Source organism: Nonomuraea sp. NPDC050536, from assembly GCF_044457685.1.
In the GTDB taxonomy this organism is placed as follows: Bacteria; Actinomycetota; Actinomycetes; order Streptosporangiales; family Streptosporangiaceae; genus Nonomuraea.
This window is the reverse complement of record NZ_JBITHD010000001.1, coordinates 256,671-281,461: the sequence shown is the minus strand read 5'-3', so window position 1 is coordinate 281,461 and position 24,791 is coordinate 256,671. Positions and strand designations below refer to the sequence as shown.

Genomic DNA, 24,791 nt, shown 5'->3' with positions numbered 1-24,791 from the left:
CACGACATCATGGTGCGCGCGGCCCGCCGGTGGGGCGGTGGTGCCTAGGATCTGGCGCATGCCACGGTTCGAAGTTGTCACGGTCATTCAGGCGCCTCGGGAGCTGGTCTTCGATACGTCGCTGTCCGTCGAGGTGCACACGTCGTCGATGCACGCCTCCGGAGAGCGGGCCGTCGGCGGGGTCACCGAGGGGATGCTCGCGCTGGGCGACCAAGTGACGTGGGTGGCGCGGCACTTCGGGGTGAGGTGGCGGCTGACCTCCACGATCAGCGGGTACGACAGGCCGGTCTCGTTCGTGGACGAGCAGGTGGCCGGGCCGTTCCGGCGCTGGTATCACGAGCACCACTTCGAGGCGACCGGCGGGGGCACGGTCATGCGGGACGTGGTCGAGTTCACGGCGCCGTTCGGGCCGGTGGGGAGGCTGGCGGAGGTTCTGGTGCTGCGGCGGTACATGGCCCGGCTCATCCTGCTGCGTAATCGGCACATCAAGGCGCTGACCGAAGCCGCCGCCCGCCGTACAGAAGATATGCCAGAATTCGGGGGTGCTTGAGGGGTTCGCTAGGCTGTAGCGCTCGAAGTTACGAATGAGGGATTTGCTGTGTGCCGGGGGTTTGCCGGGGGATGAGCTTGCAACTGCCGGGGCAGCTGGCGTTGGCGCTGAACATGACGGGGTACGAGTGGCCGACCGTCGATGAGGACCTGCTGGGCAGTTCGGGGGGGCGATGGGTCGCCTTCGGTGGAACTCTCCACGAGCACCACAGGGACGCCACGGACGCCGCCGGACGAGTAGTCGCGCGTAACTCCGGGGCGGATGTGGCGCAGATGCGCGAGAGCATGGCCGTGGCCGCCGAGGACGGCGGTGATCACGCCAGGGTGGCGCTGCTGATCGGCGGCGCGTGCGTCGTGGGCGGGGCGCTGGTGCTGGCCTGGAAGGTCGGCATCATCGGCGCGCTGGTACGGCTGGCCGTCCGGATCGTCAGAGCCCTGAGCGCGTCGGCGGTGTCGATGGGGGCGTCGCTGGCCTCGCTGCCACTGTCGGTGCTGGTGACCAGGGTGGCGATGCGGCAGACGCTGCGGCGGATCTTCCCCACCCGGTACCTCTACGACGTGGACGCGCCGGGCGGGATCGACCTCCAGCAGACCATGGGCAGCGCGCTGCGCACGGCGCACCAGCGGGAGGTGGCCTTCCCCGGCGGCATCGAGGGGCGCTACATCAAGGGCGCCAAACCCTACGATCCGGAGACCGGCCAGTTCGGCGAGTACATCGCCAACCCGCACTACCGGCCGTGACTCAGATGGTGCTCGCGTCGTCGGCGTCGCGATACGTGGCCGACATCCTGCCCACCCGCACGCCGTCGTCCTGCATCGCGGCGGCGCGCGAGGCGTAGATGCCGAGCGCGTCCTGCGTGACCGACCTGTAGAGGGACCCCTACGAGGGTGACCAGTTCGCCCCACGGGTCGAACTGCTCACCGGTGAACGCCCGGATGTGCCCGTCCAGCGACTGGCCGATGCTGATCAGCTCGTCGCGGGCGTCGAGCAGATCGCGGTGCGAGATGTCGATCTCCCCTGCCATGGCCTCGACACTACCGGGTTGACCTGGAGTGCGGTCCAGCGGGCGGGATCTTCATCGACACCGCCGACAACTACGCCTTCTGGGTGAACGGCACGCAGGGCGGCGAGAGCGAGACGCTGCTCGGCCGGTGGCGGCGCAGCAGGGGCATCGGCGACGAGGTCGGACGCGGCGAGCACGGAGGGGTATCAGGGCTGACCCCACGGAACGCCGCGAGGGGTCGTCGAGGGGTGGGAGTTGTGGTTGGCTCGAGCGAGAGAGCGCTCTCCCACCCTGCTGGAGGTTCTGTGCGTACTCGCTTATGCGTGGCGCTGACGCTCGTCGCCGCGCTATTCGTCGCACCACCGGCCCGGGCCGAGGCCGGACCACCGCTGACGATCACGGATTTCGAGGGCGACGGGCTGCCGCCCGGCGTGTTCGCCTGGGGCAACGACGGGCCGTCCACTCCGGCGCTGGCCGTGCAGGCCGACGCCGAGCGGGGTGGGCGGGTGCTGAAGGTGGACTACCACGTCTCCCAGTGGGGCGGGTGGTCGCACGACCTGACCACGGCTCAGGACTGGTCACCGTACGAGGGATTCTCGTTCTGGGTGAAGGGGACCGGTTCCGGGCAGAAGATGGCGTTCGAGATCAAGGACGGCGGCGCGGGGGCGGGCAGCTCGGAGCTGTTCGAGTCGTCGTTCACCGACACCTCGGCGGGCTGGCGGCAGATCAAGGTGCCGTTCACGGACTTCACCCGCCGCGCCGACTACCAGCCGCCGGGCGCGCCCAGCGACGGCGAGCTGGACCTGGTCGCGATGTGGGGCTACGCGATGCGGCTGCCGACCACCTCCGGCACCCTGCTTTGGGACGACGTCCAGGTGTACGGCACAGCGCCGCCGAGACCCGCCAGGCTGAGCACGAACGCGCCCGTCTACCCCGTGGACGAGGCGGGATCCGCCCGGGTGGGCGTGACGGTGACCACGTTCGACGGCAAGCCGCTGCCCGCCGACCTCGCCGTTGACTACCGGACCGGAACGGGGACCGCTGCCCCGGGCCAGGACTACACCCCCGCCCAGGGCACCCTGACGTTCCCCGCCGGGACCGCCTCCGGGGCCACGAAGACCGTCACGGTCCAGACCCTGGGTGACGGCGACGCCGAGACCGCCGAGACGATCCCGATCGAGCTGTCGGGAGCCGGAACCCGCCCGCCGCAGGAGCCCCCGGTCGTCGTGATCAACGCCCACGGCCTGCCGTACCTATCGCGAAAGATCCCGGTCAAGGACCGGGTGGCGGACCTGCTCAAGAGGATGACCCTCGAGGAGAAGATCGGGCAGATGACCCAGGCCGAGCGCCAGGCGCTGGGCAAGCAGGGTGACATCGCCACGTACCTGCTGGGGTCGCTGCTGTCCGGAGGCGGGTCGGCCCCGGCGGCGAACACGCCCAGAGGCTGGGCCGACATGGTGGACGGCTTCCAGCTCAGAACCCGGCAGACCCGGCTGCAGATCCCGCTGATCTACGGCGTCGACGCGGTCCACGGGCACAACAACGTCTACGGCGCGACGATCTTCCCGCACAACGTGGGCATGGGCGCCACCCGCGACCCGGAACTGGTCGAAGAATCCGGAAAAATCACCGGCGACGAGGTCAAGGCGACCGGCATCCCGTGGGCCTTCGCGCCGTGCGTGTGCGTGTCGCGCGACGACCGCTGGGGCCGCGCCTACGAGTCCTTCGGCGAGGACCCCGCGCTGGTCTCCCGGATGACGACGATCATCGACGGGCTGCAGAGCCAGGGCGTGCTGGCCACCGCCAAGCACTACGTGGGCGACGGCGGCACCACCTACGGCACCTCGACGACCGGCGACTACAAGATCGACCAGGGTGTCTTCACGGGCACCAGGGCGGAGCTGGAGGCGATCCACCTGCCGCCGTTCGAGGCGGCGGTCAGGCGCGGGGTGGGCGCGGTCATGCCGTCCTACTCCAGCGTCGGCGCGACCAAGATGCACGCGAACAAGGAGCTCATCACGGACGTGCTCAAGGGCCGGCTGGGCTTCAAGGGCTTCGTGATCAGCGACTGGCAGGCCATCGACCAGATCCCTGGCGACTACCCGAGCGACGTGCGGACCTCGATCAACGCCGGGCTCGACATGATCATGGTGCCGTACGCGTTCCAGACCTTCGAGTCCACGCTGAAAGACGAGGTCTCCGCCGGCAGGGTGCCCGTCTCCCGCGTCGACGACGCGGTGTCCAGGATCCTGGCACAGAAGTTCCGCCTGGGGCTGTTCGAGCACCCCTACGCCGACAGGTCGGGTCAGGTGGGCTCCGCGGCGCACCGCGCGGTCGCCCGTACGGCTGCCGCCGAGTCGCAGGTCCTGCTCAGGAACGACGGGCACCTGCTGCCCCTGGCGCCGTCCGCCAGGGCCTACGTGGCCGGGTCGAACGCCGACGACCTGGGCGCCCAGACCGGCGGGTGGACGATCACCTGGCAGGGCTCACCGGGTCCGATCACGCAGGGAACCACGATCCTGCAGGCGATCAAGGCGCGGGCGGCCTCGGTGACGTACTCGGCCGACGCCTCCGCGCCCATCGCGGGTCACGACGTGGGCGTGGTGGTCGTGGGCGAGAAGCCGTACGCGGAGGGCATGGGCGACATCGGCGTGAACGGCCACACGCTCGACCTGGCGGCGGCAGACCGTGCCGCGATCGACCGGGTGTGCGGTGCGCTGAAGTGCGTGGTGCTGATGGTCTCAGGGCGCCCGCTGGCGCTCGGCGACCTGTCGCGCGTCACGGCGCTGGTGGCCTCGTGGCTGCCGGGCACCGAGGGCGCCGGGGTGGCCGACCCGCTGTTCGGGGCCGTGCCGTACACCGGCAGGCTGCCTTTCACCTGGTTCAGATCGGCCGACCAGCTGCCGATCAACGTGGGCGACAGCGCCTACGACCCGCTCTTCCCCTACGGCTGGGGGCTGCGGACCGACTCCGCGCGCGACCGGCTCGCCGCGGCCCGGGCGGTCCTCGCCCGCGGCGACGGCCCGTCGAGGGCTGCCGCCGCGGTGCTCCGGATCGACCCCGGCGGCAACGCCGGCCGGGTGCTGGCCGCGCTGGCCACGGCCGCGTCCCTGCTGGAGAAGTCGCGCACCGACGCCTACGCCCAGGACGACGCGGTCGTCTCCGTGGCCAGGGACCTGGCGCAGGCCGGCGGCAAACGCCCCGGCCTGCAGGCCCTGGCCGACCACGAGGTGGCCTCGGGCAACCTCAGGAAGGCGGTGGACCTGCTGGCCCAGTCAGTCGCGGCATAGGCAGAACGGGTGACCGGCCGGGTCGAGGAAGACGCGGAAGCTGTCCTCCTCGCTCGGCTGGTGCTCGTGCTTGACGGCGCCGATCACCAGCACCTGCTTCTCGGCCACGTCGAGATCGTCGACGGTCACGTCGAGGTGCAGTTGCTGGGGACGCTCGGCGCCCGGCCAGTCCGGCGGCTGATGGTCGGCGGCCAGCTGGAAGGCCAGCCGCTTGGGCGACCCCCCGTCGCTGACCACCACCCAGTCGTCCTCCGCCGAGACGATCGGCCAGCCGAGCAGCTTGGAGTAGAACTCCGCCAGAGCCCGCGGATCAGGGCAATCCAGGACAGTCGTGCGATATCTCGCAATAGCCTTCATAGGACCCCTATTATCGTGGCTCGCGCCGACGAAGAATGAAGTTCATGGCTGCCAACTCGTTCATGGTTCCTCTCGGTACACCCGCTCCTCCCTTCGATCTCACAGCCATCGACGGCGGGAGCGTCTCTCTCACGGACCTCAAGGGCTCGCCCGCGACGCTCGTGATCTTCCTGTCGAACCACTGCCCCTACGTCCGCCACATCGAACACGGGCTCGGGGTCATGGTCGCGGAGTACGGCTCACACCTGTCGGCCGTCGGCATCTGCAGCAACGACAACGTCAACTACCCCGACGACGACGCCACGCACCTGGCCGAACAGGCGGCGCGCGCCGGGTTCACCTTCCCGTACCTGCTCGACGACACCCAGGAGGTGGCCAAGGCCTACCGGGCGGCGTGCACGCCGGACTTCTTCCTCTACGACTCGGCGTTCAAGCTCGCCTACCGCGGCCAGTTCGACGCCTCCCGCCCGCGCAACGACATCCCGGTCACGGGCGAGTCGCTCCGCGGCGCCGTCGACGCGCTCCTCGCGGGCGACCCGGTCGACGACGACCAGATCCCGTCCATCGGCTGCGGCATCAAATGGCGGCCCGGCAACGAGCCATCCTGATTCCTCTGCTGGATTTCTCTGCTGTACGGCAGGCCGCCCTACCGGCCGCCCGCCGTACTTCGGCTGAGGGCCCGCGACCGGCGCGTCCGGCGAGTCGGTGACGGTCGCCCGCCGCCACGACTCCGCCCTTGACCACCGAGGAGGGTCGAAGGTGCGGCGGGCCACCGTAGCGCCCCCATCCAGGGGCCCGTACGCCGTGGGCCACCGCAGCGGCCCGCTCGCGCGACAGGCCGTGCTGTATATGGACCAGCGTGGCGGCGGCGTGCCGTACGGGAGTGTGATTTTGCGGTGAGCAGCAACGTTTGCCGGTCAGTTTGGACAGCACTTGGGGGCTGATCGGGCCTGGAATGTCGGTGAGAAGTACGTGACGTTAGGGGCTGTTCGGATGAGATCCGTGCGCGAACCGCACGGTGATGGACAAGCCGCCTTCTGGGCGTGCGCTGGTGGTAAGGGTGGCGTGGTGAGCTTGGGTGACGGCGTTGACGATGGCGAGGCCGAGGCCGTAGCCGTCGCGGCTGCCGTGACGATCAGGCGCCTGTTTCTGGAAGGGGTGAAAGAGGCGCTGGATCTGATTGTCGGGGATGACTGGCCCGCTGTTGGTGACCGTGAGGGCCACCTGCGTGCCGGAGGTCTGCGTGGTGACCTTTACGTGCCCGTCTGCGTGGTTGTGGCGGATGGCGTTGTCGATGAGGTTGGCGACGAGGCTTTCGATCAGTCTCGGGTCTCCGGCCGTCACTGCGGGCGTGAGATGTTCGGCAAGGTCAATGCCTTTCTGCGTTGCTTGGTCGCGGCGGGAGGCGAGCACTCCTTCGACGACGTGGGCGAGGTCGAGGGTGTCCCAGCGGGTGACGCCGCGCTCGCTGGTGGCCAGAGTGAGCAGTGCTTGGACGAGTCGCTCCTGATATCCGCCGAGAGCGAGGGCCTCCTGGCAGGCCGAGCGCAGGGTGTCGGTGTCGGCATCGGGGTCGGCGAGGGCGACTTCGAGGAGGGTGCGCAGGCCGGCGAGAGGGGTGCGCAGCTCGTGGGAGGCGTTGGCGACGAAGTGGCGTTGGGCGTCGAAGGAGGCCTGAAGGCGGGCGAACAGGTCGTCAAGGGTGTGGCCGAGCTCGGTCAGCTCGTCCGTGGGCTCGCCGAGGTCGAGGCGCCGGTGGAGGTTTCCGGCGGAGATGAGTTGGGCGGTGGCGGTGATGGCGCGCAGCGGGTGCAGGAACCGGCCGGCGACGTACCAGCCCAGAGCCAGGGCGACGGGAATCAGAATGACCAGGGCGACGGCGGATCCTGTGAGGAGTTGGGGCAGGCTGATCCCGGGCCCGGTTTCGGTGATCGCGCTCGATGAGGGGTGGCCTATGGGGGTGGCCGCCTGGATGCTGGCGAGCGGGACGGCGACGAATACGAGCACCAAGACCGCGGCGGTGTAGATGCCCGCCGCGTAGGCGAGCGCGAGCCGCGTCTGCAGGGACCTTCTGGCGAGCTTCTGGGGGGTCATGACGGTCCGATGCGGTAGCCGCCTTCGCGGATGGTCTCGATCACGGGCGGGTCGCCGAGCTTGGCCCGTAACCGGTGCATGGTGTGCTTGACGGCGCTGCTGAAGGGGTCGGCGGCCGCGTCCCAGACACGTTCGAGCAGTGCCTCAGCGGAGATGACCTGGCCGGGTACGGCGAGCAGGCATTCGAGCAGGGCGAACTCCCTGGGGCTCAGGTCAAGGCGCCGACCGGCCCGGAACGCGATACGGCGGGCCGGATCGAGGGTGATGTCCCCGCATGCCAGGGTGGGCGGTAGCGGCGGGGTGGCGCGGCGAGCCAGGGCGCGGACGCGGGCGACCAGTTCGGCGAACGCGAAAGGCTTGGGCAGGTAGTCGTCGGCGCCGAGGCTGAGCCCGTCGACGCGGTCCTCGATCGTGCCGGAGGCGGTGAGCATCAGTACGCGGGTCTCACAGCGGCCGTGGGCGAGCTGCCGGCAGATCTCGTCCCCGTGGACGCCGGGCAGGTCGCGGTCGAGGATCACCACGTCGTAGCGGGTGGCGGCCAGGCGGTCGAGGGCGGCGGTCCCATCCAGGACGACGTCGACGGCCATGCCTTCGCGGCGCAGCCCGGTTCCGATGGAGCGGGCGAGGACCTCGAAGTCCTCGACGACCAGGACCCTCACCGCCCCTCGCCGCCGGTCGTCGTGCCTGGTTGAGGTGCCATGCCTTTACGATGCCAGATCCCCGGTCGCAGCCGGGTCGCAGCCGCTGCGACCCGGTTGGAACCAGGTGCCGCGTACAACCGTCGGCATGAATCCATCGACGCCTAACCGATCGGGCTTCCCCGAGTTGCTGCGCGCGGAATGGACCAGGTTTCGCACCGGGCGAGGCTGGGTGCTCACCATGGCGGCCTCCGTGCTGGTCACCGTATCGCTCGGATTGCTGATCACCGGGGGCGCCCGCAGCACCTGCGTGACAGGGAAGGGCGAAGGCCCCTGCCCCGCGCCATTGCTGGGACCCGATGGCACGGCTGTGCAGGACAAGTACTACTTCGTGCACCAGCCGCTCAAGGGGAACGGCAGCATCACCGCCCGTGTGTCGGATATGACCGGGCAGATGCGGCTGCCGGACGCCGTACCCGGGGTGCGCAACATCAAGGAGGGGATGGTGCCTTGGGCGAAGGCCGGGCTCCTCGTACGGCAGAGCCTCAAGCAGGGCACACCGTACGCCGCCGTCATGCTCACTGGAGATCACGGCGTGCGGATGCAGTACAACTTCACCCACGACGTGGCCGGCGGTCCGCACAATGGGCCGCAGTGGCTGCGGCTGACCAGGTCGGGCGACACCATCGCCGGCTACGAGTCAGACGACGGCAAGACGTGGACCGCGATCAGCACAGCCAAGCTGACCGGGCTGCCAGAGACGGTCGAGATCGGGCTGTTCGCCACCTCACCAGGCGCCTTGTGGGACATGGCGGAAGCCTTCGCCCAGGCCACCGCCACCTTCGACCAGATCACGCTGCAGGGCCCGAACGGTTCGTGGCGCCGCGACGACGTCGGCGTCGTCATGGAGTCCGACGGCAAGACCCCGCATCACCCGGGCGGGGTCGTCGAGTCCGGAGACAAGCTCATCGTGACCGGGGGTGGTGACATCGGGCCCGCCACGGTGGAGGGCGGTCTGCGCGCCGACTTCACGCTGATCGGCGGGGCCGTGGGGCTGATCCTGATGCTCGTGGTGGCGGTCACGTTCTTCACGGCAGACTACCGGCGCGGGCTGATCTGGACCGGCCCGCCGGTCGAGCCGCATCCGGCGCGGCCGCTCGTGGCCAAGGCCGTGGTGGTCGGCGCGGTCGCGTTCGCGGCGGGGTTGGTGACCTCGGGGGTCGTGGTCCCCGGCGGTTTGGCACTGTTGCGTGCCCATCAGAACCCGGTTCAGCCGCTCACCTTGGGTACCGAGCTCCGGGTGATCGTCGGCTACGCGGCACTGACCGCGGCCGCCGCCGTGCTGGCTCTGGGCCTCGCCGCGCTGATCAAGCGGGCCATCGTCGCCATCGGGCTGGCCATCGCGCTGGTCGTCGTGCCCTACCTGCTGGCGACCGCGGGCCTGGCGCCATGGCTACTGATGATCACCCCTGCCGCCGGGTTCGCGATCACGCAGAGCGTCCCCACGTTCGCGCATGTGGACGTCGACCCGTCACCGCTCTGGGGCTACTACCCGCTCCCGCCATGGGCAGGTTTGACCGTGACCTGCGGATATGCCGCCCTCGCCCTCGGGGCGGCGATAGCCGTACACCGCAGGAAGGTTTCACGTCAGGTTCCGCTCGCCTAAAGGTACAGAATCTTGGCCGGCACGATCGGCGGTAGCAACCCAAGGCCAAGTCTCGTGACATCGAAGTTTGAGCAGTCAGCACTGCCGGTCCACGCGCCCTTGCCGGTTCGGCGCCTGAATCCCGGTCAATGTGGCCGATCTTGGCTGGCTGTTCGCCGATCCTGCGCCGCTGACCGCTGGTGCCAGGCGACGCGCTCGCGATGCTGGTCGATAAGCCCGATTCCGCGGGCGCCGATCTGGCCCTCCACCCCGTCCTTCTCATGCGCGCCGATCAGCCCGGGCCGGCAGTAGAAGGCGTCGATGCCGGCCCAGCTTCTGAAGGCCACCCACCGCTCCGACTCCACCCGGCTGCGGGAGAAACCCAGCACCCCGGCCACCGCGCCACTTCATCCCGCGAAGCACACCGATGCTCTCACCGCAAGTCCCCGGGCGCTGTCACTTCTCAGCGACATCGTCTTCCAGCGGAAACGATCGCCGTCGCAGGAGACCGGCAAACGCTGTCACTTGTCACCGACAGAACCAGGAGTGGCTAGGTGTGGGCGGCGATGGCGTGGGGGATGGCGAGGAGGAGTTCGTGGGGCTGGCCGCCGGGCCAGTCGCGGATGAGGCGGCGGCCTGACTCGCCGGGGTCGAAGTCCTCGCAGCCCAGCGGCCCGTAGCAGCCGGACTGGTCCAGCAGCAGGACGAGCGGGTCGTCGTCGGGCAGGCCGGCGGCGTAGGCGGCGGCGTCGAGCAGTGCCAGCGCGGCCCTGGCGTTGCGGCCGTCGTCGTTGGACTCCACCCGGTCGAGGCGGCGGCGAGCCTGGGCGCGCAGGTAAGCGGCGAGCGATTCGGACCTACTCACGACAACCTTCTTCGATCACACACTTTGGGCTACGACATCATCACGCAAAGTGAGCATTGATCGTGGGACGTTGGCGTAACTCCGCCTGTCGGCACCCCTGTGAACACCACCATTGGGGCATGCGGGACTATCTATGCCATGAGTCCGTTTGACGACCTACTCGCCGCTAACGCGAAATATGCGGAAACGTTCGAGGATTCTCATCTCACGGGGCGGGCGGCACGCGGATTGGCCGTGGTCACCTGCATGGACTCCCGCATCGACCCGCTCGGACTGCTCGGACTGAAGCCCGGCGACGCCAAGATCCTCCGCAACGCCGGGGCGCGCGTGACCGACGACGTCCTGCGCACGCTCGTACTGGCCGTCTACCTGCTGGGCGTCGAACGCGTGCTCGTCATGCCGCACACCGACTGCGGCATGTCCAAGGTCACGGACACCGACGTGCACGAGCTGACGCAGCAGAGCGGCGTGGACACGCGCAGCCTGGAGTTCCACACCGTGCCCGACCAGGGCGCGGCGCTCGAACACGACCTCACCCGCATCCGCACCACCCCCTTCCTCCCCGAGGGCATGCCCATAGCCGGCGCCATCTACGACGTCCACACCGGCAAACTCCTCCCCGTGGCAATCCCCTAGATCCCCCTCCCCACCCAGGGCTCTCTATTCAGGGCCCGCCGCTCAGGGCAAGAGCACTCTTCCCATACGGCAAGCCGCCCCACCGGCCGCCCGCCGCACTTCGGCTGGGGGCCCGTGGGCGGCGCTTCCGGCGAGTCGGTGCCACTTACCCACCGCCACGCCACCAGGAACCCACCTCCCACGGCCCACCATCGCGCCCACGCCTCACACCCCTCCGCCTCGCGGGACCACCCGCCCCAGCCCCGGGTCACCCATCCCGTCGCGGCGCAGGCACCTCGGCCTCTTGATTGCCCACCGCACAAGGCGCCGCCGTTCGCCGGATCATGTCCCGCCGACCCGCGCACGGGACCCCGCGGAACCCACGACCCGGCCCCTTGGCAGGGCGGCCACCCCGGACCCCTGCTGCCCACCGCACAAGGCGCTGCCTTTCGGTGGGCAGCGTGTCGGCCTGGTGCCTGGAGGGGTGAGGTGCGGGGTCGTTAGCGGGTGCGGAGGTTGGTTACCTCGGTGGTGAAGATGTCCTCTGTTTTGGTGAGGAAGGTCTTGATGAGCTCCAGTTCCTCGTCCGAATAGTCGGACATGGCCGCACGCCAGGACTTGATGAGCGGGGCGAAGACCGGTGCCACGTCGGCCACGGCGCGCTCAAGGATCAGCGAGACCACGACCTTGCGGCGGTCGGCGGTGTCGCGTTCGCGGCGGACGTAGCCGGCTGCCTCCAGCCGGTCGATCACGCCGGTGATCGAGGCCGTGGTGATGCCCGCCTGCCTGGCGAGCTCGCTGGCCGTCATCGGGCCGGCGCTCAGCAGGTTGAGGCAGTGCAGGTCGGTGGTGTTGACCCCGATCCGCTCCGCCGCGGCCTGACTCATGGACACGGTCAGCACGTTGGCCCGCCGCAGCGCGTCGAGCAGCCCGTTGATCGCTTCAGCACGGCTTGACATCCCGCCGCCAACTCCTTAGCGTGCCAAGTGTCTAGGAAAACTAGAGATCTGGTTCTCTAGCCACTAGGTTACCGGAAGGATGTCACGATGAAAGACATCGTCATGCGGTTCTACGACGAAATCCTCAACCAGAACAGACTCGAAGTGGCCGACGAGATCGTCTCCCCCGCCTTCAGCGGAGGCCGCGGCGCGACCGGACCGCAGGCCATTAAGGAGACCGCGCATTACCTCCGCGCCGCCGTACCCGACCTGCGATTCGACATCGAGGACGTCATCTCGGACGGCGACCGCGCCGCCACCCGCTGGACACTGCGCGGCACGCACAAGGGCGACTTCTTCGGCTTCGCGCCCACGGGCCGTCCGCTGGAGATCCGCGCCTGCGTTTTCTTCCGCTTCGAGGACGGCCGCGTCTCCGAGGTGGTTCCCGTCGTCGACGTCAGCTCCCTCTTCAGAGCGGCGGCCTAGATCTCATCTCAGAGATCTTCTCTCAAAATGGCTATCCTCTGAGAGATTTTTTCTCAAATAGCGTCGCTTCCGAGAAATCTTCTCTCGTACGGGCTTCTTCTCAGAGTGCTCTCGTACGGGCTTCTTCCCGGAGATGCTCTTGTACGGCCAGCCGCCCCACCGCCAACCGCCGCACTCCGGCTGGGCCCTGTCCAGGGAGACGCTCCTCCGGTGATACAGGGTTGCGCGCCGCTACGACGCACCGGACCCGGCACGGCTACACCCTTCGTTTCGCGGGCACCCCGGTTCCTTGGGTGCCCGCCGTACGAGGCGCCGCCCTTCGCCGTTCACCTCCGCGCCGACCCGGCGCCTGGAATCTCCAGGATCCAGCGGGTCAGGCGGTCACGTGGGGGCGAGAGGGCGGCGGCGCTGGAAGCCGCGGGCAGGACCCGCGTCCCAGGCCGCTACGGGCGGGCTTATCCTGGCCCGCGGTTTCGGCGTGGCACGACCAGGCCCGACTCGTAGGCGGCGACCACGGCCTGGGTCCTGTCGCGCAGGCCGAGCTTGTTCAGCACGCGGCTGACGTGGGTCTTCACCGTCTCCTCCGTCACGGTGAGGCGGGCCGCGATCTCCGGGTTCGACAGGCCCTCGGCGACCAGGCGCAGGACCTGGGTCTCGCGCGGGGTCAGGCTGGCGGTGGCGACGGCCTCGGGCTGGGGACGCAGCTGGGCGAACTCGTCGATCAGGCGCCGGGTGATCGCCGGGGCCAGCAGCGCCTCACCGGCGGCGATGACGCGCACGGCGTCGAACAGGCGCTCGGCGGTGACGTCCTTGAGCAGGAAGCCGCTGGCTCCGGCGCGCAACGCGTCGTAGACGTACTCGTCCAGGTCGAAGGTGGTCAGGATGAGCACCCGCGGCCCGTCGAGGCGCTTGGTGGCCTCGATGCCGTCCATGACGGGCATGCGAATGTCCATGAGCACCACGTCGGGCGACAGCTCGCTGCACACGCGCACCGCCTCGGCGCCGTCGGAGGCCGTGCCGACGACCTCGAAGTCGGGCTGGGTGTTCAGCAGCTCGGCGAACCCGGTCCGCACCACCAGGTGGTCGTCGGCGACCACGATCCGCACGCTCATGCGGACGCTCCAGGGAGGCGGGCCTCGATGAGGAACCCGCCGCCGGGGTCGGCGCCGGTGGACAGCTCGCCGCCGACCGCGACGGCCCGCTCCCGCATCCCGGCCAGCCCGTGCCCCATGTCGGTCCCGGCGGTGGCGCCGGGACCGTTGTCGCGGATACGCAGGTGCAGGAGGTCGGCGGTGTAGTGGAGCTCCACGTCCACGGCCGCGCCGGGCGCGTGCCGGCGGGCGTTGGTGAGCGCCTCCTGGACGATGCGGTAGGCGGCCAGCTCCACGCCGGGATCCAGCGCTGCGGGCGATCCGCTCAGGATCAGCCGGATCGCCGATCCGGACGCCTCGCGCGACTCGTCGAGCAGCTCTCCCAGCTCCCGCAGCCCTGGCTGGGGCCGCCGCACGTCGGGCTCCGCCTCTGCGTCCTCCCGCAGCACGCCGAGCAGCCGGCGCATCTCGGTCAGCGCGGACCTGGCTGTGTCGCCGATGGCCGACAGCCGCTCGGCTCCCGCCTGCGGCATCCCCGGGGTGGTGAGCCTGGCCGTCTCGGCCTGCACCGCGACCATGGAGATGTGGTGGGCGACCACGTCGTGCAGCTCGCGGGCGATCCTGGCGCGCTCGCCCCTGGCGGTGTGCTCCAGCAGGGAGTCGGCGATGCCCTGCTGGGCCGCGGCGCTCTCCGACGCCTCTCCCCTGGCCCGCCGTACCAGTCCCGCGAGGGCGGCGGCGGGGCCGAGCGAGGCCAGCACGAGCGTCAGCACGCGCGCCTCGCCGTCCAGCCCGCCGACCACAGCGAGCACCGGAAACGGTACGGCGAGCAGCACCGACAGCCGTGAGCCCGCCAGCCCGAGGCGGTAGCCGGCGATCAGCTGGGCGGCCGCGCCCGCCACGGTCAGCGTCTGGAAGGCCGTCAGCGACAGCACGCACGCGGCCGACACGACGAGCGCGGCGGCCCGCTCCCGCAGCAGCGCCACCGGCAGCGTGGTGGCGAGCGCGATCAGCGGGAAGATCACGTAGTAGAGCGTGATGTTGCCGCCGTCGACGGGCGGCGGGTTCAGCCCGTGGTGCGGCAGCGGCTGCCCGGCGGGGGCCGTATCGGAATAGCCGCCCATGAGGTAGGTCAGCGGGGTCGTCCGGGCCTGCACGATCGACTCGGCGACCGCCAGCAGGGCGAGCAGCACCCCGACCACGGCGATCCGCCGTCCCCTCTCGACCCATTCGTGCACGAGTGTCATTGTCACCGACACCAGGACCTGGGGCATCCCTCGCACGAGGGACACGCGGTAGCTCACGCCAGCGACGGCGAAGATCGCTCCGCGCCGTGACGACCGCGGGTGGCGGGCGTCCATACTCTGCCTGGCATGGAAGCAACTATCGAAGTCGCCGGGCTGCGCAAGCGATTCGGCCGCACCCTGGCGCTGGACGGCATGTCGTTCACGGTCGCGCCGGGGCAGGTGACCGGGTTCGTCGGCCCGAACGGCGCGGGCAAGTCCACCACGATGCGGGTGGTGCTCGGGCTGGACGCGCCGGACGAGGGGCGCGCGCTGGTGGGCGGCCTGCCGTACCAGAGCCTGCGGCGGCCGCTGAGCCACGTGGGGGCGCTGCTCGACGCGGCGGCGCTGCAGCCCAGCCGCGCGGGCCGCAACCACCTGCTGTGGCTGGCTCACTCCCAGGGGCTGGGCGCCGCCCGGGTGGACGAGGTGATCGAGCTGGTCGGGCTGAGCTCGGCCGCGCGGCGCAGGGCCGGCGGCTACTCGCTGGGCATGCGGCAGCGGCTCGGGATCGCCGCGGCGCTACTCGGCGACCCGCCGGTGCTCATGCTGGACGAGCCGTTCAACGGGCTCGACCCGGAGGGCATGGTGTGGATCAGGGGCTTCCTGCGGTCGCTGGCCGCGCAGGGTCGCGCCGTGCTGGTGTCCAGCCACCTGATGAGCGAGCTGGAGGACACCGCCGGCCATCTCGTGGTGGTGGGCCGCGGCCGGGTGGTGGCGGACACCAGCGTGGCCGACCTGATCGCGACGGCGTCCGGCGGCAGGGTCACGCTACGCACGACGGCACGGGACGAGGCGATGGCCGCGCTCGCGCACGCGGGCGCCACCGTGGCCGCGACCGCGCGCGACACGGTGACCGTCACCGGGCTGCCGTCGGAGCACGTCGTGGCGTTGCTCGGTCGCAGCGGGGTGCCGTTCTCCGAGGTGGCCGCGCACCGGGCGACGCTGGAGGAGGCCTACATGGAGCTCACCAGGGACGCGGTCGAGTTCAGGGCGGCGTCGTGATCCGCGCGGAATGGACCAAGTTCAGGACCGTGCGCGGCTGGGTGGCGGGCACCGCGGTATTCGTGGTGGTCGTGGTACTGCTCGGCGTGATGTTCGCGATGGGCTCCCACTCCTCCTGCAGCCAAGGGGCCAAGGAGGTGCCCTGCCCGGCCAACCCGCTGGGGCCCGGCGGGGAGGCCGTGAACGACCGGTTCACCTTCGCGCACCAGCCTCTGAGCGGCGACGGCAGCATCACGGTGCACCTGACGTCGATGACGGGGATCATCACCTACCCGCCGCCCAACCACGACCAGATCGTCAGCGGGCTGGTGCCCTGGGCCAAGGCGGGCGTCATCATCAAGCAGAGCACCACGCAGGGAGCCCCCTACGCGGCGGTGGCGCTGACCGGCAGCCACGGCGTGCGGATGCAGCACAACTTCACCGAGGACATAGCGGGCAAACCAGGCCCGGCACCGCGCTGGCTCCGGCTCACCCGCGCCGGCGACACGATCACCGGATACGAGTCGGCCGACGGGTCGGCGTGGAGCGAGATCGGCAAGGCCCGCCTGGCGGGGCTGCCGGAGACGGTGCAGATCGGGATGTTCGCGAACTCGCCCGGGGACCTCACCGTCCGGCAGCAGTCGATGGGCGGCAGCATCGTACAGATGCGTTTCACGCAGACCTCGGCCGTCTTCGACCACGTCACGCTGCAGGGCAGGACGCAGGGCAGGACATGGCTGCAGCAGGACGTGGGCGTCGGCGATGGACGGACGGACTGGGAGAAGTACCACCGCCCGAACGGGCTGGTCCAGTCGGGCGGGACGTTCACCGTGACGGGCACCGGCGACATCTCGCCGATGGGCCCCGAGGGCGGGCAGTCCCTCGAGCGCACCCTGACCGGGCTGCTGGCCGGCTTGATCGTGATGATCGTGGTGGCGGTGCTGTTCATCACCGCCGAGTACCGGCGCGGGCTGATCCGCACCACGCTGGCCGCCGGCCCGCGTCGAGGGCGGTCGCTGCTGGCCAAGGCGCTGGTGATCGGGGCGGTGTCCTTCGCCGCCGGGCTGGTGGCCGCGGCGGTCGTGGTGCCGGTGTGCTCGGCGATCCTGCGCGGCAACCAGGCCCCCATCCTGCCGGTCCCCGCGCTCACCCAGGTGCGGCTGATCGTGGGGACCGCGGCGCTGGTGGCGGTCGTGGCCGTGCTCGCGCTCGCGCTGGGGTCGCTGTTCCGGCGCAGCGCGGCGGCGGTCATCGTGACCATCGCGGTGATCGTGGTGCCCGAGATCCTGGCCACGGCCTCGGTGCTGCCGATGTCGGCGGCGCAGTGGCTGCTGCGGCTCACGCCCGCCGCCGGGTTCGCCATCCAGCAGACGATGCCGGAGTACCCGCAGTCGACGGGCTACGCCGCGCCGTCGGACGGGTACTACCCGCTGGCGCCGTGGGCGGGCTTCGCCGTCCTGTGCGCCTACGCCGCGCTCGCCCTGGGCCTGGCCGTTCACCGTCTGCGCCGGAGGGACGTATGAGGACCACCCTGACACCTGGCACGCGGGGACAGCTGGCGTGGGCGTTGCGGGCCGAGTGGACGAAGCTGCGGACCGTGGGCGGGACCGGGTGGCTACTGCTCGGCATCGTGGCGCTGACCGTGGCCGTCAGCTCCATGACCGCGGCGCTGACCTTCGCCGATCCATGTCCGCGCACCGGCTGTCTCCAGGACCCCGTCAAGATCAGCCTGTCCGGGGTCACCGTCGGGCAGGTGGCCGTCGCGATGCTCGCCATACTGGTGGTCTCGGGCGAGTACACGTCCGGCATGATCCGCACCACCCTCACCGCGATGCCACGCAGAAGCACGGTGCTGGCCGCCAAAGCGATCGTCGTCACCGGGCTGGTCCTGGCCGCCGGGATCGTGGCCGTGCCAGGGGCGCTGGCCGCAGGGCGGTTGCTGCTGCCGGGCAGCGGGTTCACCCCCGAGCACGGCTACCCGCCGCTGACGCTCGCCGACGGCCCGACGCTGCGCGCGGCGGCGGGCTCGATGCTCTACCTGGCGTTGGTCGGGTTGCTGAGCCTGGGCGTCGGGACCGCGGTCAGAGACTCGGCCGCGGCCATCGGCTCGATCCTGGGGCTGCTGTTCCTGCCGCTGCTGCTCTTCGTGTTCCCCGACCCCCATCTGCAGAAATTGATCTTCCGCATCACTCCGATGAACGCGGGCCTGGCCATCCAGGCCACCCGCGATCTGGCGGCCTGGCCGATCACCCCGTGGGCGGGCCTGTCAGTGCTGGCCGCATGGGCCGGAGTCGGCCTGCTGTGTGGCGGGCTCCTCCTGCGGCACCGGGACGCCTAGGGCGGAGTTCACCCAGCGGCCCTTGCGCATGAGGTCGCGCTCGGCCAGCTCATTGGCCTCCCGCCAGGCCTGGATGCGCTGCGGGGCGATGCGGAAGTACACGTACGGGGTCCCCAGGTCGCGCGGGTCGAACCCGGTCTTGACCGCGAAGGCGTCGCCGGTCTCCTTCGGCAGATCCGCCATCCGCACGACCTGGACGGTGCCGTCGATCAGCACCACGTCGCGGGTCGGGCCGAGCCCGATCCGCGCCGTGGCCCGCGCGCGCAGGTTGCGTCCCGTGGGGCTGGACTCGGGCGTCGACAGCAGCAGCGTGCTTCCGTCCCACAGAAACGACAGCGGAACCAGGTACGCGGACTCGCCGGCGGTCGTCGCCACCCAGCAGTCCACATCGTTCTCCAGCCGGTGCAGCGTGTCCTTCATGCGCTGCTCCCTGCTGCGGGGCTCCTCGATCATCATGGCCTCCTCCATGAGTGCGATGCTGCCAGTGGAGGGGGCGACACGCGCGGTGCCGCCCCCTCGTGGCGCGTCACCAGGCGCCGGCGATCTGCCTGGTGGTGGCGTTGAGCCGGTTGAACAGGTTCGTCACGGCGATCATCATGATGATCGAGGCCAGGCCCGGCTCGTCGTAGTGGCCGGCGGCCTCCTCCCAGATCTCGTCCGGGACGGCGTCGGGGCGGTCGGCCAGGCGGGTGGCCGACTCGGCCAGCGCGAGCGCGGCCCGCTCCGCGTCGGTGAAGTAGGAGGTCTCGCGCCAGGCGGCCACCGCGAACAGGCGCTCGTCGGTCTCCCCCGCCTTCCTGGCCGACTTGGCGCCGGCGTCCACGCAGGCGCTGCAGCCGTTGACCTGGCTGACGCGCAGGTGCACCAGCTCCAGCGTCGTCTCGGGCACGCCGCCCGACTTGACGGCCTTGAACAGCGCGAAGATCGGCTCCATCGCGCCGGGAAGGATCTGGGCGGGGTTCTTCATCCGAGCCTGCATGATTGTTGTCCTTTCGAGGTTGGTGTGATGGACGAGCGGCCAGTCGATGGCGACCCGGGCCGCGTTGGTGAAGTAGTCGCTGAAAACGTTGAACGCGACGTGCGCGACGATCTCGGCGAGATGGGTGTCGGACAGCCCGCCCTCGCGCGCGGCGCGCAGTTCCTCGTCGGTGATGTGGCCGCGCCGCATGAGCAGCGCCGCGGCGAAGGCGAGCACCGGATGGGCGTCACCGCCGCGCCGGGCTCTGACGGCCTCCCGCTCGGTCAGGCCGGCGACCTTGGTGCCCACGTAGGTGTGCGCGGACAGGCCGTAGTCGGCGGCGTTGTGCTGGGCGACCAGCAGCGCGATCCGCTCCCGGTCGGCCGCGGACAGGCCCCCGCGTTGGAGCGCGCCCGCGAACTCCAGGTAGGCCCGGAGCACTGCCGGGCTGTTGGCCATCGCCTTGGCCAGGTTGGGCGTCAGGCCCGTCATGGCCTGCACCGCGTCCAGCAGGCGGGCCACCTCGGGGGTGGCGTCCTCCGGCTGGACGAGCGGGAGTCCCGGCATTCCTGATCTCCTCCTTTCCTTCGATGACTCCCATCGTGGCGAGGCGTTTTGATAGATTTGCGATGCGTTTCCGATATGACGTTGTGTAGTGGATGGTGTACGTGGAGTTCCGGATCCTGGGTCCCATGGAGATTCACGCCCCGGGCCGGTACGTGCCGAGCCCCACCCCGCGGCACCGCGCGATCCTGGCCTACCTGCTGCTGAACGCCCGTCGCGTGATCAGCGCCGACCAGCTCATCGAGGCCATGTGGGGCGGCGCCCCGCCGGACACGGCCCGCTCGCAGATCCACGCCGCGATCACCGCGCTCCGCCGCACGCTGCGCGCCGTAGACGCGGCACACCTGCTGGAGACCCGCGCGGGCGGCTACGTGATCCTCCCCGAGCCCGGCGGGCTCGACCTGGAGGAGTTCACCGGCCGCCTGGCCGAGGCCGGTGACGAGCCCGCTGAGGCCGCCCGGCGGATCCGCGACGCGCTGGGGCTGTGGCGGGGCAGGCCGCTTGCGGACCTGAACGCCGACTACACCGACAGCGCCAGGACCCGCCTGGAGGAACGGCGGCTGGCCGCCGTGGAACGCCTGGCCGAGCTGGACCTGGCGCTCGGCCGTCAGGACGAGCTCATCGAGGAGCTGTCCGCGCACGTGGCCGCGCACCCGCTCCGGGAGCGGCTGACCACCCAGCTCATGCTCGCCCTGCACCGCGCGGGCAGGCAGGCGGACGCTCTGGCGCTCGCCCGCGCCTTCCGCGAGCGGCTCGCCGAGGACCAGGGCCTCGACCCGAGCCGCACCTTCACCGCCCTGGAGGAGCAGATCCTCCGCGACAACCCCGGCCGCCCGTCCTCCGTCGACCCACCGCGGAGGGTGAGTTACCTGCCGTACGGCACGCCCGACTTCACCGGGCGCGCGGCCGAGCTCGACCACCTGCTCCAGGCCGCCGGGTCGGGGACGGTGACGATCTCCGCGATCGACGGCATGGCCGGCATCGGCAAGACCACGCTGGCCGTGCACGCCGCGCACCGGCTGGCCGGCCGCTTCCCCGACGGGCAGCTCTTCGTCGACCTGCAGGCGCACACCGCCGGCCAGGACCCGCTCGAGCCCGGCGCCGCCCTCGACACGCTGCTACGCCAGCTGGGCGTACCCGCAGATCGCATCCCCGCCGCGCTGCCTGACAGGGCCGCGCTGTGGCGGGCCGAGCTGGCCGAGCGGCGTGTGGTGGCCGTGCTGGACAACGCCGCCGACGCCGAGCAGGTGCGCCCGCTGCTGCCCGGCCTGTCCAGCAGCCTCATCCTGGTCACCAGCCGCCGCCGGCTGACCGACCTGGACGGCGCCCGTGCGCTGTCGGTGGACGTGCTGCCCGCCCGCGACGCGCTCGAGCTGTTCGCCGCCGTCGTGGGCGAGCGGGCCCGGTCCGAACCGATCGCCACCATGGACGTGCTGCAGCTGTGCGGATTCCTGCCGCTCGCGGTCCGCATCGCCGCCGCGCGGCTGCACCACCGGCCGCGCTGGAGCGTGGAGTACCTGGCGGGCAGGCTGCGCGACCAGCGCCGCAGGCTGGGCGAGCTGGCGACCGCCGAGCGCGGGGTGGCGGCCGCGTTCGCCCTGTCCCACCAGCAGCTGGACCCCGCACAGCAGCGCGTCTTCGGCCTGCTCGGCCTGTATCCCGGGCGCGACCTGGACGCCACGGCCGCGGGCGTCCTCTGCGACCTGCCGCCTGAGCGGGCCGAGGCGCTGCTGGAGGACCTGCTCGACGCGCACGTCCTGCTGCAGCGCGAGCCGGGCCGCTACACCTTCCACGACCTGCTGCGCGAGTACGCCAGGGACACCGCCGAGGACTCCCCCGAGGCGGTCGCCCGGGTCATGGACTACTTCCTGGCCGCCACCTGGGCCGCGGTGTGCCTGCTGTATCCGCATATGTCCCACCCCGAGCCGGAAACGCCGCGGCTCGCCGTACCCTTCGGCGACCCTTTCGGCGACCCCTTCGGCGACAGTGCAGGGGCGCGGGCGTGGCTGGCGGTCGAGCTGCCCAACCTGCTGGCGATCGCCGCGCACGCCGAGGAGCACGCGGGCAGGCTGGCGGTGCTGCTGCACCTGTACCTCTACGACCACGACCACCACACCGACGCGCTCACCCTGCACACACACGCCGCGCAGGCTCAGCGCCGCCTCGGCGACGCCTCCGGCGAGGCCCGCGCGCTCATCCACCTGGGCTGGGAGCAGGCCCGCCAGGGCAGGTACGGCGAGGCCGCGGCGAACTCCGGGCGCGCCCTCGACCTCTACCGCGAGCTGGGCGACCGAATCGGCCAGGCCCGCGCGCTCAACAGCCTGGGGAACGCCCGCTGGCGCGAGGGCGACCTGGAGGGCGCCCACGCGCACTTCCGTCCCGCTCTCGACCTGTTCCGCGAGCTCGGCGACGGCGGAGGCGGCGAGGCCAACGTGCTGACCAGCCTCGGCCTGGTGCTGGCGCGGCTGGACCGGCACGCGGAGGCGGACGAGCACCTCAGAGAGAGCCTCGTGCTGCACCGCCGGCTGGGCGACCGCGGCGGGGAGGCCGAGGCGCTCGACCACCTCGGCCTGCTCTTCCTGCGTCAGGGCGACCACGAGCGGGCCGCGGACCACTACCGGCGGGCGCTGGAGCTCTGGCGCGAGCTGGGCAACCGGGGCGGCGAGGCGGAGGCGCTCAACGGCCTGGGCGAGGTGGCCAGGTCGGCCGGCGACGCGGTCCAGGCTCGCGCCCACCACACGGCCGCCCTCGTCCTCGCCCAGGAGATCGACCTGTCGCCCGAGGCCGGCCGAGCCCGCGACGCCCTCGCCTCCCTGCCCGCCGAGTAACGGCCGGGCTCAGGCGTCGATGTGGTCGCGGTCGACCTCGGCGGCGCTGCTGACGATGAACTCGCGCCTGGGCGCCACCTCGCTGCCCATCAGCAGGTTGAAGATGCCCTCGGCCGCCTCGGCGTCCTCGATGCGGACCCGGCGCAGGACGCGGTGGCGCGGGTCCATCGTGGTCTCGGCGAGCTGGTCGGCGTCCATCTCGCCCAGACCCTTGTAGCGCTGCACCGGGTCCTTCCAGCGCTTGCCGCGCCGCTCCAGGCCGGACAGGACCTTGTGCAGCTCGGCGTCGGAGTAGCAGTAGATGTACTTGTCCTGCCCCTTGCCGGGGTTGGTGAGCTCGATGCGGTGCAGCGGCGGCACCGCGGCGAAGACCCGCCCCGCCTCGACCATGGGCCGCATGTAGCGGTGGAAGAGCGTCAGCAGCAGGCAGCGGATGTGGGCGCCGTCGACGTCGGCGTCGGCCATCAGGATGATCTTGCCGTAGCGGGCCGAGTCGAGGTCGAACGAGCGGCCCGACCCGGCGCCGACCACCTGGATGATCGCGGCGCACTCGGCGTTCTTGAGCATGTCGGCAACGGACGCCTTCTGCACGTTCAGGATCTTGCCGCGGATCGGCAGCAGCGCCTGGAACTCCGAGTCGCGGGCCAGCTTGGCCGTGCCCAGCGCCGAGTCGCCCTCGACGATGAACAGCTCGCTGCGCTCGACGCCGTCGCTGCGGCAGTCGACCAGCTTGGCGGGCAGCGCCGAGTTTTCCAGCGCGGACTTGCGGCGCTGGTTGTCGCGGTGCTCGCGGGCGGCGATGCGCGCCTTGGCGGCCGCCACGATCTTCTCGAGCACGGCGCGCAGCGGCTGCTTCATGCCCCGCGGCGGGTTGTCGAACAGCTGCTTGAGCTCGCGGGAGACCACGTGGGAGACGATCCTGGTGGCCGCGGAGGTGCCGAGCACCTCCTTGGTCTGGCCCTCGAACTGCGGCTCCGGCACCCGCACGGTCACCACGCCGGTCAGCCCCTCGAGGATGTCCTCCTTGGTGACCGGGTCGTCGCCGTTCTTCAGCAGCCGGGTCTCGCGCAGCTGCTCGTTGAGCGTCTTGACCAGCGCGCGCTCGAACCCGGTCAGGTGGGTGCCGCCCTTGGGGGTGGCGATCACGTTGACGAACGAGCGGATCGTGCTCTCGTAGCCCTTGCCCCAGCGCACCGCCACGTCGACGGTGAGCTCGCGCTGCACCTCGGTGGCCGTCATGTGACCCTGGTCGTCGAGCACCGGCACGGTCTCGTGGAAGTGGCCCACGCCCTGCATGCGCAGCACGTCACAGACGGCCTCGTCGCGGGCGAGGAACTCGGTGAACTCCGAGATGCCGCCGTCGAAGCGGAACTCCTCGGTCTGCCCGTCGTGGATGAGCGCGAGCGTGAGCCCAGGCACCAGGAAGGCGGTCTGGCGCAGCCGTACGTGGATCTCGTCGATCGAGACCTCGGCGTCGGGCAGGAAGATCTGCCGGTCGGCCCAGAAGCGGACCCGGGTGCCGGTGCCCTTCTTCTTCAGCCGCCCGCCGTCGCGCAGGCCGGACTTCTTCTTGAACTTGGCGCCCGGGCCTTCGCCGTCGAACACGCCGGGCACGCCGCGCCTGAAGCTGATCAGGTGGACCTGGTCGCGGTCGACCTCGATGTCGAGGCGGGAGGACAGCGCGTTGACCACCGAGGCGCCCACGCCGTGCAGGCCGCCGGAGGCCGCGTACGAGCCGCCGCCGAATTTGCCGCCCGCGTGCAGCTTGGTGTAGACGAGCTCGACGCCTGCCAGGCCGCTCTTCGGCTCGATGTCGACGGGGATGCCGCGCCCGTCGTCGCGCACCTCGATGGAACCGTCGGGGTGGAGCTCGACCTCGATGCGGGTGCAGTGACCGCCGAGCGCCTCGTCCACGCTGTTGTCGACGAGCTCCCATAGACAGTGCATGAGCCCACGGCTGTCGGTGGACCCGATGTACATGCCGGGGCGCTTGCGAACCGCTTCGAGGCCCTCAAGCACCGACAGGTGACGAGCCGTGTAACCCGCCTCCACAACCGTCACTCCAGCTCCTCTTGTCAAGGATCGAACACCAGTGCGTAGCTTACCGTTCTTCCCGTCCACGCGCGTACAAGCTTGCCATCACGAACGGTTTGCCGTTACCAACCGGCTGATCGTCATTACTTTGGGATACATTCCGCTCTCGGCGTAGTCGGGCCGCGGTTGGGAACGTCTCTGTCCGGTTAGATGTTGTCTCAAGTGACTGA

At 70.7% G+C, this 24,791-nt stretch carries 23 protein-coding genes; 11 read left to right on the top strand and 12 right to left on the bottom strand.

The window, feature by feature from the left end; translation table 11 throughout:
• Positions 1-58 precede the first annotated feature (58 nt).
• A complete protein-coding gene (locus ACIBHX_RS01300; RefSeq protein WP_397063070.1) occupies positions 59-550 on the top strand; it encodes a cyclase in 492 nt (163 codons plus the stop codon).
• A 71-nt stretch (positions 551-621) separates the two neighbouring features.
• Positions 622-1,290: a hypothetical protein gene (locus ACIBHX_RS01295; protein WP_397063068.1), complete on the top strand. Its 669-nt coding sequence runs from the start codon at positions 622-624 to the stop codon at positions 1,288-1,290.
• Here the strand turns inward: ACIBHX_RS01295 and ACIBHX_RS01290 are convergent.
• Positions 1,278-1,574 carry a hypothetical protein gene (locus tag ACIBHX_RS01290; protein ID WP_397063066.1) on the bottom strand — a complete coding sequence of 99 codons (297 nt, stop codon included), beginning with the start codon at positions 1,572-1,574 and terminating at the stop codon, positions 1,278-1,280. The genes ACIBHX_RS01295 and ACIBHX_RS01290 overlap by 13 nt on opposite strands.
• A gap of 284 nt (positions 1,575-1,858) precedes the next feature.
• Between ACIBHX_RS01290 and ACIBHX_RS01285 the strand changes: the two genes are divergently transcribed.
• Positions 1,859-4,843, top strand: coding sequence for a glycoside hydrolase family 3 N-terminal domain-containing protein (locus ACIBHX_RS01285; RefSeq protein WP_397063064.1), 2,985 nt, complete (start codon positions 1,859-1,861; stop codon positions 4,841-4,843).
• Here the strand turns inward: ACIBHX_RS01285 and ACIBHX_RS01280 are convergent.
• On the bottom strand, positions 4,829-5,200 hold the full coding sequence (locus tag ACIBHX_RS01280; RefSeq protein WP_397063062.1) for a VOC family protein: 372 nt from the start codon (positions 5,198-5,200) through the stop codon (positions 4,829-4,831). The two genes, ACIBHX_RS01285 and ACIBHX_RS01280, sit on opposite strands and share 15 nt — an antisense overlap.
• A gap of 44 nt (positions 5,201-5,244) precedes the next feature.
• On the opposite strand from ACIBHX_RS01280, the gene ACIBHX_RS01275 reads away from it, so the two are divergent.
• Positions 5,245-5,808 carry a thioredoxin family protein gene (locus ACIBHX_RS01275; protein WP_397063060.1) on the top strand — a complete coding sequence of 188 codons (564 nt, stop codon included), beginning with the start codon at positions 5,245-5,247 and terminating at the stop codon, positions 5,806-5,808.
• Positions 5,809-6,178: 370 nt separating this feature from the next.
• Here the strand turns inward: ACIBHX_RS01275 and ACIBHX_RS01270 are convergent, their stop codons facing one another.
• Together ACIBHX_RS01270 and ACIBHX_RS01265 are read right to left on the bottom strand one after the other, a co-directional pair.
• Complete coding sequence (locus ACIBHX_RS01270; RefSeq protein WP_397063058.1) at positions 6,179-7,294, bottom strand: sensor histidine kinase; 1,116 nt, start codon at positions 7,292-7,294, stop codon at positions 6,179-6,181.
• Positions 7,291-7,953: a response regulator transcription factor gene (locus tag ACIBHX_RS01265; RefSeq protein ID WP_397063056.1), complete on the bottom strand. Its 663-nt coding sequence runs from the start codon at positions 7,951-7,953 to the stop codon at positions 7,291-7,293. The genes ACIBHX_RS01270 and ACIBHX_RS01265 overlap by 4 nt, the downstream gene beginning before the upstream one ends.
• Before the next feature lie 127 nt (positions 7,954-8,080).
• Between ACIBHX_RS01265 and ACIBHX_RS01260 the strand changes: the two genes are divergently transcribed.
• Positions 8,081-9,598: a hypothetical protein gene (locus ACIBHX_RS01260; RefSeq protein ID WP_397063054.1), complete on the top strand. Its 1,518-nt coding sequence runs from the start codon at positions 8,081-8,083 to the stop codon at positions 9,596-9,598.
• Positions 9,599-9,723: 125 nt separating this feature from the next.
• On the opposite strand, the gene ACIBHX_RS01255 is transcribed toward ACIBHX_RS01260, so the two are convergent.
• Together ACIBHX_RS01255 and ACIBHX_RS01250 are read right to left on the bottom strand one after the other, a co-directional pair.
• On the bottom strand, positions 9,724-9,975 hold the full coding sequence (locus tag ACIBHX_RS01255) for a hypothetical protein (protein ID WP_397063052.1): 252 nt from the start codon (positions 9,973-9,975) through the stop codon (positions 9,724-9,726).
• Positions 9,976-10,127: 152 nt separating this feature from the next.
• Entirely contained in the window at positions 10,128-10,442 is a 315-nt protein-coding gene (locus tag ACIBHX_RS01250; RefSeq protein ID WP_397063050.1) for a hypothetical protein, read from the bottom strand.
• A gap of 138 nt (positions 10,443-10,580) precedes the next feature.
• Between ACIBHX_RS01250 and ACIBHX_RS01245 the strand changes: the two genes are divergently transcribed.
• Positions 10,581-11,078: a beta-class carbonic anhydrase gene (locus ACIBHX_RS01245; protein WP_397063048.1), complete on the top strand. Its 498-nt coding sequence runs from the start codon at positions 10,581-10,583 to the stop codon at positions 11,076-11,078.
• A gap of 479 nt (positions 11,079-11,557) precedes the next feature.
• On the opposite strand, the gene ACIBHX_RS01240 is transcribed toward ACIBHX_RS01245, so the two are convergent.
• Positions 11,558-12,016 carry a MarR family winged helix-turn-helix transcriptional regulator gene (locus ACIBHX_RS01240; RefSeq protein WP_397063046.1) on the bottom strand — a complete coding sequence of 153 codons (459 nt, stop codon included), beginning with the start codon at positions 12,014-12,016 and terminating at the stop codon, positions 11,558-11,560.
• Positions 12,017-12,103: 87 nt separating this feature from the next.
• Here ACIBHX_RS01240 and ACIBHX_RS01235 point away from each other — a divergent pair, with 87 nt between their 5' ends.
• Positions 12,104-12,481: an ester cyclase gene (locus ACIBHX_RS01235; protein WP_397063044.1), complete on the top strand. Its 378-nt coding sequence runs from the start codon at positions 12,104-12,106 to the stop codon at positions 12,479-12,481.
• Positions 12,482-12,936: 455 nt separating this feature from the next.
• Here ACIBHX_RS01235 and ACIBHX_RS01230 read toward each other — a convergent pair whose 3' ends face one another.
• The gene (locus ACIBHX_RS01230) at positions 12,937-13,593 is read right to left on the bottom strand and encodes a response regulator (RefSeq protein WP_397063042.1); all 657 of its coding nucleotides are present in this window, start codon (positions 13,591-13,593) and stop codon (positions 12,937-12,939) included.
• A complete protein-coding gene (locus ACIBHX_RS01225; protein WP_397063040.1) occupies positions 13,590-14,810 on the bottom strand; it encodes a sensor histidine kinase in 1,221 nt (406 codons plus the stop codon). The genes ACIBHX_RS01230 and ACIBHX_RS01225 overlap by 4 nt, the downstream gene beginning before the upstream one ends.
• Positions 14,811-14,945: 135 nt before the next feature.
• Here ACIBHX_RS01225 and ACIBHX_RS01220 point away from each other — a divergent pair, with 135 nt between their 5' ends.
• The 3 genes from ACIBHX_RS01220 to ACIBHX_RS01210 are packed head-to-tail and all read left to right on the top strand — an operon-like array spanning position 14,946 to position 18,177.
• Positions 14,946-15,860 (top strand): ATP-binding cassette domain-containing protein, encoded by a 915-nt coding sequence (locus tag ACIBHX_RS01220; RefSeq protein WP_397063038.1) that lies wholly within the window; start codon positions 14,946-14,948, stop codon positions 15,858-15,860.
• Positions 15,857-17,362 (top strand): ABC transporter permease subunit, encoded by a 1,506-nt coding sequence (locus ACIBHX_RS01215; protein WP_397063036.1) that lies wholly within the window; start codon positions 15,857-15,859, stop codon positions 17,360-17,362. Before ACIBHX_RS01220 ends, ACIBHX_RS01215 begins: the two co-directional genes overlap by 4 nt.
• Positions 17,359-18,177 (top strand): ABC transporter permease, encoded by an 819-nt coding sequence (locus ACIBHX_RS01210; protein ID WP_397063034.1) that lies wholly within the window; start codon positions 17,359-17,361, stop codon positions 18,175-18,177. Before ACIBHX_RS01215 ends, ACIBHX_RS01210 begins: the two co-directional genes overlap by 4 nt.
• Here the strand turns inward: ACIBHX_RS01210 and ACIBHX_RS01205 are convergent.
• Positions 18,106-18,645 carry a pyridoxamine 5'-phosphate oxidase family protein gene (locus ACIBHX_RS01205; RefSeq protein ID WP_397063032.1) on the bottom strand — a complete coding sequence of 180 codons (540 nt, stop codon included), beginning with the start codon at positions 18,643-18,645 and terminating at the stop codon, positions 18,106-18,108. The genes ACIBHX_RS01210 and ACIBHX_RS01205 overlap by 72 nt on opposite strands.
• A gap of 58 nt (positions 18,646-18,703) precedes the next feature.
• Positions 18,704-19,702 (bottom strand): carboxymuconolactone decarboxylase family protein, encoded by a 999-nt coding sequence (locus ACIBHX_RS01200; protein WP_397063030.1) that lies wholly within the window; start codon positions 19,700-19,702, stop codon positions 18,704-18,706.
• A 125-nt stretch (positions 19,703-19,827) separates the two neighbouring features.
• Between ACIBHX_RS01200 and ACIBHX_RS01195 the strand changes: the two genes are divergently transcribed.
• Positions 19,828-22,527 (top strand): BTAD domain-containing putative transcriptional regulator, encoded by a 2,700-nt coding sequence (locus ACIBHX_RS01195; protein WP_397063028.1) that lies wholly within the window; start codon positions 19,828-19,830, stop codon positions 22,525-22,527.
• Positions 22,528-22,536: 9 nt separating this feature from the next.
• Here ACIBHX_RS01195 and ACIBHX_RS01190 read toward each other — a convergent pair whose 3' ends face one another.
• Positions 22,537-24,606, bottom strand: coding sequence for a type IIA DNA topoisomerase subunit B (locus tag ACIBHX_RS01190; protein WP_397063026.1), 2,070 nt, complete (start codon positions 24,604-24,606; stop codon positions 22,537-22,539).
• Positions 24,607-24,791: the final 185 nt, after the last annotated feature.

Coding starts and splice junctions, on each gene's coding strand:
- ACIBHX_RS01235 (WP_397063044.1), top strand. CDS start 12,104: ATGAAAGACATCGTCATGCGGTTCTACGACGAAATCCTCAACCAGAAC.
- ACIBHX_RS01270 (WP_397063058.1), bottom strand. CDS start 7,294: ATGACCCCCCAGAAGCTCGCCAGAAGGTCCCTGCAGACGCGGCTCGCG.
- ACIBHX_RS01205 (WP_397063032.1), bottom strand. CDS start 18,645: ATGGAGGAGGCCATGATGATCGAGGAGCCCCGCAGCAGGGAGCAGCGC.
- ACIBHX_RS01280 (WP_397063062.1), bottom strand. CDS start 5,200: ATGAAGGCTATTGCGAGATATCGCACGACTGTCCTGGATTGCCCTGAT.
- ACIBHX_RS01210 (WP_397063034.1), top strand. CDS start 17,359: ATGAGGACCACCCTGACACCTGGCACGCGGGGACAGCTGGCGTGGGCG.
- ACIBHX_RS01295 (WP_397063068.1), top strand. CDS start 622: ATGAGCTTGCAACTGCCGGGGCAGCTGGCGTTGGCGCTGAACATGACG.
- ACIBHX_RS01245 (WP_397063048.1), top strand. CDS start 10,581: ATGAGTCCGTTTGACGACCTACTCGCCGCTAACGCGAAATATGCGGAA.
- ACIBHX_RS01240 (WP_397063046.1), bottom strand. CDS start 12,016: ATGTCAAGCCGTGCTGAAGCGATCAACGGGCTGCTCGACGCGCTGCGG.
- ACIBHX_RS01300 (WP_397063070.1), top strand. CDS start 59: ATGCCACGGTTCGAAGTTGTCACGGTCATTCAGGCGCCTCGGGAGCTG.
- ACIBHX_RS01200 (WP_397063030.1), bottom strand. CDS start 19,702: ATGCCGGGACTCCCGCTCGTCCAGCCGGAGGACGCCACCCCCGAGGTG.
- ACIBHX_RS01195 (WP_397063028.1), top strand. CDS start 19,828: ATGGAGATTCACGCCCCGGGCCGGTACGTGCCGAGCCCCACCCCGCGG.
- ACIBHX_RS01275 (WP_397063060.1), top strand. CDS start 5,245: ATGGCTGCCAACTCGTTCATGGTTCCTCTCGGTACACCCGCTCCTCCC.
- ACIBHX_RS01290 (WP_397063066.1), bottom strand. CDS start 1,574: ATGGCAGGGGAGATCGACATCTCGCACCGCGATCTGCTCGACGCCCGC.
- ACIBHX_RS01230 (WP_397063042.1), bottom strand. CDS start 13,593: ATGAGCGTGCGGATCGTGGTCGCCGACGACCACCTGGTGGTGCGGACC.
- ACIBHX_RS01220 (WP_397063038.1), top strand. CDS start 14,946: ATGGAAGCAACTATCGAAGTCGCCGGGCTGCGCAAGCGATTCGGCCGC.
- ACIBHX_RS01260 (WP_397063054.1), top strand. CDS start 8,081: ATGAATCCATCGACGCCTAACCGATCGGGCTTCCCCGAGTTGCTGCGC.